This is a genomic window from Paraburkholderia diazotrophica (genome assembly GCF_038900755.1).
GTDB classification, from domain to species: Bacteria; Pseudomonadota; Gammaproteobacteria; order Burkholderiales; family Burkholderiaceae; genus Paraburkholderia; species Paraburkholderia diazotrophica_A.
The window spans coordinates 1-3,395 of sequence record NZ_JBBPEN010000046.1 but is presented as its reverse complement, the minus strand read 5'-3'; the positions used below and the strand labels follow the sequence as shown (position 1 = coordinate 3,395).

Below are 3,395 nucleotides of genomic sequence, written 5' to 3'. Positions count from 1 at the left end.
TGTTGTTGGCGGTCTAAAAGCGCGCATAAATGACGACAGGAGCTTGAGCGAATCCGTCAACAATTAAGGGGCCCACGCGGGCCCCTTCCTGTTGATGCTGACCTGGAGTCAGAACGAAGGCGGGCCGGTAAAGGACCGCTCAGGTGGCTGACGTTCGTCGCGCATCGCTTGCTGGATATCCGTCAGATATCGTGAGCTAATGACCTCGCGCAGATCGTCAAGCAGCTCGAACACGGCCAGCGCCTGTTGTGGCGTCCAGTCGTCTGGGACGACGAATGCAATGCAGTGACGGCGACCAGAGCTGCTCATGTCTCATCCTCCTTTCTCGTGACGGACTTCTTCGCACCGCGCTGCCGGGCGCGCGCCTCGGTGCGCTCGCGGGCTTCCTTGAGCCGGTATGATTCGCCCTCGATCGAGATCACCTCGGCACGATGCACGAGACGGTCCACCAGTGACACGACGCACGCCGCGTTCGGGAACACCTCCGACCAGTCCTTAAACGCCTTGTTTGTTGTAACAATTGTCGAACGGGCCTCATACCGGCGGCTGATGAGCTCGAACAGCAGGTCCGCGTGCCGGTTCGTGTATGAGAGATAGCCCACTTCATCGACGACCAGGACGTCTGGCGCTGCATAGTGGTGAAGACGCCGGCGCAGCGCTGAATCGCTGTCAAGTGCTGCGAGTTCGCCGAGCATCTCGCTTGCGGAGCGGAACAGCACCGTGTGGCCCGCGACGAGCGCCTGATTGGCGACGTTGCGTGCCAGTGTCGATTTGCCCACGCCGTTCGGGCCGATGAACACGACGTTGGTCGCGTCAGCAAGGAACGTGAGCGACATCAGATCCTCGACCGCACCACGGTCTATGCGTTTGGGCCATGCCCATTCGAAGTCCGCAAGCCCCTTGAAGTGGCCAAGGCGAGCGTCACGAATGCGACGCTGCAACGAGCGGTGCGCGCGCTCCTCCTCTTCCCATTGCAGCAGTGGTGCGATCCACTCGGCGCCTTCGACCTCGGGCCAGTGTTCAAGCAGGCCGTTCATGCGCAGGGCCTTTGCCCGGGCGCGCAGCACTTCATTGTTCTGCAGGTTCGGTATCGTCATCTTCGTTGGCACTCAGTTGATCGTAGGTATCGAGTCGGTGGGGCTGCACGGGCCTGTCCTTGCTGCGCACATGCTCGGGCAGGTTGATGGCAACGGGCGGAGGCGCGCCGCGTTCGAGGCGGCGGCGTTCCAGGGCGGCCCGCACCGTGTTCGTATGGGCTGAGCCGGTGCGCAGCGCGTCCTCGACGGCAACCTGCAGTTCGGCCGCGCCATAGCGGTCGAGCAGGCGCAGCAGCGCCGTGGTCTGCGCGCCGATGTTCGCGCCGCGTTCCGCAGCCCGCACCAGCAACCGCTGGCAGGCCGGCACTGCCTTCGTCAGGCCGTTGACGCCGCGATGCTGACGCGCCTGGTGCTTGATCTGCTCGAGCGTCTTCAGGTGCTGGGGATTCTCGATCTGCTCGTCGCGGTCGTAGCTGCGCCGGTGACTGGCAATCATCTCGGCGCCGTCGAACACCCGGACCTGCCCGGTATCGGCGCGTACACTCAATGTGCGGCGCACGTGCGTATGCGGGATCGAGTAGTCGTTCAGGTCGAAGCGTACGTAAGGCGTCTTGCCGACTTTCACGGCGAGTTGTTCTTCCACGGGATACGGGTTATCGGGCGGGGGCAGCAGCAAGGGCTGCTCCTGCACGAAGGCCTCGCGTACACTCATGTTGCGGTCCTCAGGACACGGCCGGTCAGCCGCCTGGGTGCGGCACCAGTGCGCGGCCTGCGCATTCAGATCGTCCAGATCGGTGTACTTGCGTGCAGCGAGGAATGCCTCGCGTATGTAGCGTATGGCCCGTTCCACTCTACCTTTCTCGTTGCCCCTGTAAGGGGCCATTGGGCGTGGTTCAAAGCGGTAGTGGGCTGCGAAGGCGAGCAATGTCGGATTGAAACGGATGGCATCACCCTGCCGTTCAAGTACGGCACTTTTGAGATTGTCGTACCACAGGACCCTTGGTAATCCGAACCATGTGTTGAAGGCGCCGACATGTCCGCGAAGGAAGTTCTCCATCCGTGCGTCAAGGAAGAAGCGCAGGTAAATTTCCCGCGAGTAGGCCAGCACCATCACGAACGCCATCAATGGCCGGCGGGCGCGACCGATTTCGATGTGTCCGCAATGGGCCCAGTCCACTTGTGCGGACTCTCCGGGCAGCATGCGCAGGCGCAGGAAGGCCTCGGCCGGTGGGCGTGGACGGTAGCGGCTCACCATGTGCCTGAAGTGGTCAGGCGCGCCTGTGTAGCCGCGCTCACGCACCATCGCGTACAGGCGGCTGGCCGTGAGCTTCGGGAACTTCTCGAGGGTTTGCCGGATAAACGGCAGGTAAGGCTCGATCATGGTGGTGCGTGGCGGCGATCCATGCCGGGGCAGGCCTGCCTGGGCCAGCACACGCGCGACGGTCGTGTGATGTACATGCAGTTGCCGGGCGATGGTGCCGCAGCGCCACTTTTCGACGTGGTACAGGCGCAGTATCTGCGCCTCCAGCTCGGTCGCAATGGTCACGGCGGATCTCCGGAAGCGGATGATGGACGGATGCCCCGTCCCCGGCGGCGCACGAAGCCGGTCCGCACGAACGGCGTGAGCAGACCGCCGCAGCGCGAGCAGTGCAGCGCACCGGATGTCGCCGTTTGTGCGACGTCATTTGCCGGTGCAACAGCGACATCGTTCGGGGGCGCTTGCAGTACATCATTCGCAGGGCGGCCAGGTGAACCCTGATGCGTCACGATTTGGAGGCGGGCGCGGTGGCGACGGGCGCGGGCCGCATGGGCAAAGCGTCCGCGGCGGGTAAGCTGGTAACGTCGGGCGGCTTCGCGCTGGCTCTCGCGGCGCGATATGCGTGCGCAGTGAGCCGTGCAGTAGCGCTGTCCGCGATCGCAACGGCGACAGATAAAAACCTGTGCGCGACAGCGCGCGCACAGGAACATACGGCCCGTAACCTGCATCGGCGGTCCCCGTGACACGCCGAAGAATCAAGGACAAGGAAATCGACGGAATCCGCGCGTGATGCCATACTTGGCACACACGCGTACCCCTTGCCAGCCACACGGCAGCAAAGGGTTGGGTGGAGATGCGACGCCGGCCAACTGCCAGGTTAGATTCGGCGTCGCATCTGTTGTTTCTTCTTCGGCGAACCGCCTTTCTATCACGCACCCTAACCGGCCTGCCTCGACGCTGTGCGCGTCTGCAGTCGCCCTACGGGCTCCTTCCGACGCGCACAGCGTCAGGACCTTCCCCGCAACTTGCAGTTACCGCCTTTATCACGTCACGTCAACTGTGTGTCGCCGGATTTGCGCGGTTCCTGACCGCCATCGACA

At 63.5% G+C, this 3,395-nt stretch carries 3 protein-coding genes; all 3 read right to left on the bottom strand.

What is annotated here, in order from left to right; genetic code table 11:
* Positions 1 to 108: 108 nt before the first annotated feature.
* From AABE10_RS36015 to istA, 3 genes are read right to left on the bottom strand one after another with little or no spacing between them, the layout of a single operon-like run.
* Positions 109 to 309 carry a hypothetical protein gene (locus tag AABE10_RS36015; protein ID WP_342937811.1) on the bottom strand — a complete coding sequence of 67 codons (201 nt, stop codon included), beginning with the start codon at positions 307 to 309 and terminating at the stop codon, positions 109 to 111.
* Positions 306 to 1,097 carry an IS21-like element helper ATPase IstB gene (gene istB / locus AABE10_RS36010; RefSeq protein ID WP_342937810.1) on the bottom strand — a complete coding sequence of 264 codons (792 nt, stop codon included), beginning with the start codon at positions 1,095 to 1,097 and terminating at the stop codon, positions 306 to 308. The genes AABE10_RS36015 and istB overlap by 4 nt, the downstream gene beginning before the upstream one ends.
* Positions 1,069 to 2,583 (bottom strand): IS21 family transposase, encoded by a 1,515-nt coding sequence (gene istA, locus AABE10_RS36005; RefSeq protein ID WP_342937809.1) that lies wholly within the window; start codon positions 2,581 to 2,583, stop codon positions 1,069 to 1,071. The genes istB and istA overlap by 29 nt, the downstream gene beginning before the upstream one ends.
* Positions 2,584 to 3,395: the final 812 nt, after the last annotated feature.